Origin of the sequence: Kitasatospora sp. NPDC058965 (genome assembly GCF_042741245.1) — a bacterium.
Classification (GTDB): domain Bacteria; phylum Actinomycetota; class Actinomycetes; order Streptomycetales; family Streptomycetaceae; genus Kitasatospora.
Map to the genome: position 1 here is coordinate 1 of NZ_JBHYKG010000385.1, position 7,263 is coordinate 7,263.

General features: G+C 69.5%; 5 protein-coding genes and 1 tRNA gene. 4 read left to right on the forward strand and 2 right to left on the reverse strand.

What is annotated here, in order from left to right; genetic code table 11:
* Positions 1–716: 716 nt before the first annotated feature.
* On the forward strand, positions 717–1,670 hold the full coding sequence (locus tag ACFW1A_RS36300) for a hypothetical protein (protein WP_380417120.1): 954 nt from the start codon (positions 717–719) through the stop codon (positions 1,668–1,670).
* A gap of 767 nt (positions 1,671–2,437) precedes the next feature.
* Positions 2,438–2,959: an SMI1/KNR4 family protein gene (locus tag ACFW1A_RS36305; RefSeq protein ID WP_380417122.1), complete on the forward strand. Its 522-nt coding sequence runs from the start codon at positions 2,438–2,440 to the stop codon at positions 2,957–2,959.
* 90 nt (positions 2,960–3,049) lie between these two features.
* On the opposite strand, the gene ACFW1A_RS36310 is transcribed toward ACFW1A_RS36305, so the two are convergent.
* Both ACFW1A_RS36310 and ACFW1A_RS36315 read right to left on the reverse strand, forming a co-directional pair.
* The gene (locus ACFW1A_RS36310; RefSeq protein WP_380417124.1) at positions 3,050–3,373 is read right to left on the reverse strand and encodes a hypothetical protein; all 324 of its coding nucleotides are present in this window, start codon (positions 3,371–3,373) and stop codon (positions 3,050–3,052) included.
* A 2,076-nt stretch (positions 3,374–5,449) separates the two neighbouring features.
* Entirely contained in the window at positions 5,450–6,352 is a 903-nt protein-coding gene (locus ACFW1A_RS36315; RefSeq protein WP_380417126.1) for a LysR family transcriptional regulator, read from the reverse strand.
* Positions 6,353–6,519: 167 nt separating this feature from the next.
* Between ACFW1A_RS36315 and ACFW1A_RS36320 the strand changes: the two genes are divergently transcribed.
* Positions 6,520–6,813: a DUF1330 domain-containing protein gene (locus ACFW1A_RS36320; RefSeq protein WP_380417128.1), complete on the forward strand. Its 294-nt coding sequence runs from the start codon at positions 6,520–6,522 to the stop codon at positions 6,811–6,813.
* A 367-nt stretch (positions 6,814–7,180) separates the two neighbouring features.
* Positions 7,181–7,263 (forward strand) — tRNA-Leu (locus ACFW1A_RS36325).

The window sequence follows — 7,263 nt, forward strand, 5'->3', positions numbered from 1 at the left end:
AACCCGCCACACACCACCCTGACAAGCCATCAACACAACCCAAAACACACCCACCGAACCCGCCCACCCCAACGGGCACAAGAAACCGCGAAAACGGCTCCGCCCGGAATTCCGTGAAAGGCCAAATCATCGGCATGCATGCAGGACCGCTTCCCTACGGGATGCCCTTCGCCTGGTCCTGCGCTCGATCGAAGAGGTGCTGTCTCCCGGAGTCGATGTCGAACCGGAGCGGCTGACCGCCGGTCCGGGGCTGGTACTGCTGGAGGTCCCCGCCCGTCGGAGCGGTCGCCCGCTGCCCCGGACTTCGGAAGCCGAGGAAGCCGGACACACTCCAGAGAGTGGCGAACGCTGGCGGAACGTCCGCTCGCTGGCCGGAAGTTGGCAATAGGACTGCGGGTGCGGCGATTCTTCTGCGCCCGCGCCCCTTGCCGGCGGCGGACGTTCGTCGAGCAGGTCCGGGGCTTGAGCGAGCGCCACCTGCGGTCCAGCGTCGGGTTGAAGGATGGCAGCAAGCGCGGCGAACCCGTCGAACGCGAGTCAGCGAGGCCCACCAGGCCGCGCTTCACCTGCCCCGGACCATCGCAAAGACAGCCACCCGCCCGGCCGGCCCCCCGCCCCACCCCAACGCCGCCCGACACACTGCCGCGACCGACCGACCAGGCCCTACGCTCTCGAGCAACCGGCGGGCAGTGCAGGCAGCGCGGGCAAGGGGAGCCATGACGACAGCAGCGGACGTGACCGACAGGCACCGCGACACCGATCCGGCATCGGCGAACGCATCGAGACGGTCGGGTCCCGCCTGGCTGCTCCGATCGCTCTGGCTGCTCTGCGCACTCGCGGCAACACTCGTGACCGGCCTGTGCGCCCAGGCCATCACCTCCTGGTACGGCGTCCTCGGCCCGATCGGCACAGCGCTCATCGGATCGGTCCTCGCCTGCCTGACCATCGGACTCGGTGCCGCCGCCAGCCGGCTGCTGGCACTGCCCCCCGGGCGTGCCCGACAGATCGCGACAGCCGTGATCGCCACCGGCACCCTGCCCTGGCTACTGCCCACCACACTGCGGATGCCGACCGCCGCCACCGGCCTGCCACTCACCGCCGTCTGGACAGCCAACGCCGCCATCCCACTCCTACTGACCACAGCAGTCCTCCCCGCCCGCCGAACCCGGCAGGCGGCCGCGATCGCCGCCGCAGCCACCCTGCTGGCCTGGCTGCCACTGCGCCACCTGGTCATGACCTCCGCCGTGAACCACGCGATACACCGCCTCGGCAACCCCTCCCCCACCCTGCTACGCCAAGTCGACTGGCCCGCCATGACACCCAGCACATTCCACTACACGAACGGCAGAATCACCCTGGAATACATGTCAGACGGCCCCACCCCCGACGCCACCGACGCAGTCCTGACCATCGCCCCCGCCGCCACATCCTCACCCTGCGACCTCCCCCTCCCCCTCAGCCTCGGGATCCAGCCCACCCACTGCCGACCCGCCGGACCCAGCCTCTGGTCACGAGCCGACTGCGCCCTGGTCCTGCAAACCGACAACGTACTGATCGAACTCGCCGAATCCGGACCCGCCTGCCCGCCCGAAGAACAAAACTCACTCCAGACCGTCATCCGCAGCCAACAACCAGTCAACGAATCCCAACTACTCGACCTCACCGACTGACCAACCCACACGACCCGACGTGACCGGCCAAAAGGCGTATATGAGTACAGGTCGACAGCTGAGAATCGGACGTCATGGGAGTGATCGTCCCACAATCGGCCCCAATCCCATCCAAGACCCGAAAGCGAGGCGGGAACCCGGGAGAACAAGGCTGCCCACTACCCGAGCACGAAGTGAGAAATGCGAGGCCCTGGCCGGGATTCCGTGAATGCTCTTCGCCTTGCCCATTGCGACGTCGTCGAGGAGGAGCGAGAGCGTGCTGCTGGGCAGCGGGTGGAAGCTCTTCCGGTCGAGCAGCGCGAGGCGGAAGCCGTGTGGGAACGGTTCGTGATCGCCCGGGAGACGGTCGGACTGGTGCTGGCTGAGGCGCGCGGAACCGAGGATGTGCCGCCGGTCGTGCCGGCAGGCGAGCGGCCGGTGCGGACCGCTGCGGCTGTGCCGGGTTCGCTCGTGCCGGTGTGGAGGGACAGCCTCGATGTCGGCGTGCTGGCGCCCGACTACCGTCGACTCGTGAATGTCCTGGCCGGTGGGAGCGGGTCGAGCAGAGAGGCGATGGACTGTCGGCAGCTGGCAGTGGCACTCGGGCCGGAGGCGGCCCCCGCGAAGGTCGAGCGGGTGCGGTCAAAGGCGAAGCGCCCGGTCACGCGGGGCCGGCCGGCCGAGGACCGCCGAGGGCGTTCAGCATGGCCGTCGGGCAGGTCGGCAGCTCGTAGGCTACCTGGGCGGGGTCCCGACCGGGACCCCGGAACCGGGGAAGGGGCTTGGTGGTGGCAACGCTTTCGGAGGTCAAGGCCCTGTTGGGTGAGCCCCGGTTCAACTGGTCGGACCCGGCGCCATGGATCGAGATGGAGCGGGAGTTCGGCATCGAATTCCCTGCCGACTTCCGCGAGATCGTGAACGCCTACGGCTCGATCGAGATCAACAATCAGCTCTACCTGGAGCACCCCGCCGGCCATCTTCTGCACAGCCTGGGAGAAAGCATCAGGGGGGATCTCGAGATGTGGCGGGAGGAGGACATGGCAGAGTTCCTGCCCGGTCCGGCAGGGGCGGGTCCCGGGGAGTTGATGCCGGTGGCGTCGGCCACGACGGGAGAATGGGTTTTCCTCCGTGTTCCAGATGGACCCTCCTCGCCCTGGCGCGTCGTGGTTCAGGAGTTCAGCAGTCCGGCCTGGACTCTCCATGAGATGACGTTCGGCGAATGGCTGCTGGCGTATCTCAGGGGCAAGGACGTGACGGTGTGTTCGCGAAACCTCGCACCTGATCGCCCGTTCTACAAACCTCTGCCCTGAACGTGAACACGGCGGCATCAGCGTGGTCACCGGGCGAGCCGACGCCTCACGACCATACCCAGCGACCACCGGATCATCGCCTCCGAGATGTCAGTGCGGCCCTCGTAGTCGCGGGCGAGACGGCGTGAGCGCATCAGCCACACGAACGGCCGCTCGACCCGCCACCTCCAGGGCAGCACCATGAACCCGGTAGTGCCGTCGCTGCGTCCGACCACCCGTCAGCACGATCCGCCACGCATCGCGGGCGAGGTCGACCAGGCGCCCGGCACAGCCGCCGTCGGCCCACACCAGCCCGATGCGCCAGTGCCACTCGCACAGCCGGGCCAACAACGCCCGCCCTGCCTCGCAGTCGGTGACGGACACCGCCGTGGCCATGACGGCCAGCAGCAGCCCGACGGTGTCCAGCACAGGCATGTGGCAGACACGACGAACACCATCAGCCAACCCCCGCAACAAACAAGCCGCCCACGGCACAGCAGACACGAACCGACACACCACCACAGCAAGCCCCCCACCCCCCCACCGGCCCCGCCACCACCGCAAAGCCCACCGCACGCAGAGCCTTCACCCCCACCACCCAGAACGCCCCCGGCGCACCCCCACCCGCCCCACACAGCCCACAGGCGAACCACCAACCGACCACCCACCCCGCCCCCCGACACCGCCACCGATCCGACAGGCCTGCACACCCACCCCGCCCCCAACACACCCCCAGCACACCCCCACCCCCACGACCCGGCAACGATCGGACAGGTGTGCACACCCACCCCACCAGCACCCACCCATCCCACAAAGCCCAGCACCAGGCCACCCACCACCAACCCCCACCCCGCCCCCGACACCGATCCGACAGGTGTGCACACCCACCCCACACCCAGGGCCGGACCCCCGACCACCACCCCGTCCCCGGCACACCCCCACCCCGCCCCACGCAGCCCGCAGGCGCACCACCACTGGACCACCCACCACGCCCCCGCCACCGATCGGACAGGTGTGCACACCCCACCCCACACCCATGGCCAGGCCAGGCCACCGACCCCCGACCACCACCCCGCCCAGCCCGCCCCCACCCCGTCCCCAGCGCACCCCCACCCCCACGACCTAGGCAAGGAACACCCCGGCAGGGAACGAACAGCCCAAAAAGCACCCGCCCGAGCCACCGTCACCTGCCTGCCTGCCTGCCTGCCTGCCGGCCGCTCGCCCCCGCAAACGGGGTCACGGCCGCTGCCACACCAAACAGCCACCCCCTCCCCCACATCCAGACGAAAGCCAGGACGGACGGCCTCCAGCACCACACCCAGCAGGCACAACGCAAAACCACCGTCCCTCAACAACCCAGGACGACTGCCGCCTTCTCCACTCCCCGGACACAGCCGCTCGGCAACTGTCTCCTCGGCCCCTGGAACACAGCCGTTCCGCAGCCGCTCGGACCACCGTGGCGAGATCCACCAGGACGCCCAGATCACAGCGGCGCGACACCAGCCAAACGCATGATCATTTCAAGGGAGCAGGACGACCGAACAGCGAACCAGCACACCCCCGAACACGCCCCGGAAGGCCCCCCACCCCCGGACAACGACGCCACACCCAAGGCACAGCCCGACGCGCCGCCCATTGCCGACAGCCCGCACACCCCGTGGGTGTCGGGCTGCGATAACACGGGGGTGAGTGAGGGACGTGCGGGTTGCTGGTGGTCGGTGGCTGGGGGGGGTGGGGGTGGTTGGTTGGGTTGCTGTCTGTGGTGCTGCTGGGCGTGGGGGTGGGTCTGCCGGTCTTTGTGTCGAGGGAGGGGGTTGGTGGCCGGTTGGGTCTGGTCGCGGCCGTGCGGGGTGGTTTTGCCCGGACCAGGCACCAACACCCCGACCCACCCACCCCGACCGCGCAACAACCCCGCACCCGCCAACAGGCCCAACAACCACGCCCACACCGGGCACCACCCACCACAACCTCACCCGCCCTCCGACCCCGCCCGCCACCACACGCCACGGCCCCGACCCGCAACAAGACCTGCCGCACAACCACCAGCAGGTATTAAGTCCGACCCCACACCACACCCCCAACAAGCCACCCACCAGCAACAACACCACGCGACAGACTGTCCACCCAAAAACCGGACACCCCAACAGACACCCAAGACCGGACACCCCAAACACGACACCCCAACAGCCACCACCCCCCCACCCCACCCAACCCACAAGACACCCCCCACACCCCCAGCAACCGGCATGCAGCAGCGCATGCGGCATCCGGCCTGCAGCGTCCGGCGACGCGTGCGGCGTGCGGGAACGCACCCGAAAGATCCGCTACGATCCCGGCAAGCACCCCGAAGGCACCCCCACACCCAAACCCACGGATCCAGGCCCCCCGACGCAGCCAGGCCGCGCCCAACCCCTCAACACGCCCCCGCCCCGCCATCCCCGCAAGGCCCGACCGGGCTCAGGGCCTTCGCCCCCACCACCCCGAACGCCCCACCCGGGCAGCCTCCTGCCCTCAGGCTCGCAGCCAACCCAGCTCGTGCGCCAAGGCCATGGCAACAGCACGGATACGGCGGTGCAGCGGCGACGGTTCGCGCGGCAGGACCAGATGGAACGTCAGACCCGGCGCACCCCGCAACGGCCGCCAGGTCAGACCGGCTGGCTGCACCGCAGCCGCGGTCTCCCCGGCCGGTGCGAGAGTGAGACCGTCGCGCAGGTCCCGCTGAGACATGTCGAAAGCAACCGCCGGCGTGTGGAACCGCGGATGCGGCCGGACGTCCCGGAACACCGCGGTCAACTGGTCGTGGACCACCGGATTCGCCGCACGCTGCGGCAGCCGCAACGGATACGCGGCCGCCTCCGCGATCTCGATCTCCGGGTGCTGGGCCAGCGGATGGTGTTGCGCCAACTGGACCCCGACACGCACCCGCCGCAGCAGGAACCGCCGCACACCACGACCCGGCTGCCCACCACGCGTGATCCCCGCATCGATACGGCCCTCGGCCACCGCCGGACAGATTTGCGGCGTCGCCATCAACACCGCACCGACCTCCAGCCCACTGCCCGCGCGCACCAGCCCGTCCACCAGCAGCGGCGCCGTCTGGGCCCCGGCACTGAGGCTGTACCCGATACGCACCGCGCCCACTTCGCCGGCCGCCGCACTGCGCGCGGCCTCCCACGCCAGGTCCACCGCCGCCAACGCAGGCATCGCGCACTGCGCCAACACCGCACCCGCCGCGGTCAACACAACACTGCGCGTACTACGCACCAGCAGAGCCCCACCCAGCTCCGCCTCCAACCGGCGCATCCGCGCACTGAGCGCAGGCTGCGCAATACCGATCCGCGCAGCCGCCCGAGTGAAGTTCAACTCCTCGGCCAGCACCAGGAAGTACCGCAGACTCACCGCGTCCGGCGCCACCCGCGCCCTCCCCCACCCATTGATAACAACCCGTTCTGACCCTATCCCCAACCGCTCTTTCCCCCGACCCCGCACCACGCCCTAGCCTGCCCATACCGAGACCCGACGATCCGAGCGCCTCCCCCGACACCGGACACCGCCCGGACCAACCTCAGGAGACTCCCACCATGGCCAAGGGCTACTGGATCAGCGTCTACCGCACCATCCACGACCCCGACACCCTCGCCGCCTACGACAAACTCGCCGCACCGGCCGTCAAAGCCGCAGGCGGACGCGTCCTGTCCCTCGGCACCCGCCTGACAGCCCACGAAGCCGCCACCACCCACCGCGTCGTCCTCATCGAGTTCGACACCTACGACCAAGCCATCACCGCCTACCACAGCCACGCCTACCAACAAGCACTCACCACCCTCGCCGACAGCGCCGAACGCGACTTCCGCATCATCGAAGCCACCCACTAACCCCACCAACCCACCAACCACCACCGGGCAACCCCCAACCCCACACCCACCACAGCAAGAGCGGCAGCGAGGTGACAGCAGCGGCCGCGCGCACCGCAGCAGCCGGCACGGACCGGACACCCGCCCACCACCCCGCCGACCCCCGCACAGGGCCGCCGACTCCCGCCCCGGCGCAGGCCTCCCCACCGCCCCCCATCAGCACCGCCGGAAATCACAAAGCCCACAACGCCAACGACACCCCCACACCACCAACAACCGGCATACGGCATACGGCGTGCGGCGTGCGGCGTGCGGCGTGCGGCGTGCGGCGATGGCGTGCGAAAACGCACCCCAAAAGATCCGCTACGATCTACAGCAACACCCAGATGCGCGGGTGGCGGAATAGGCAGACGCGCTGGATTCAGGTTCCAGTGCCCGCAAGGGCGTGGGGGTTCAACTCCCCCCTCGCGC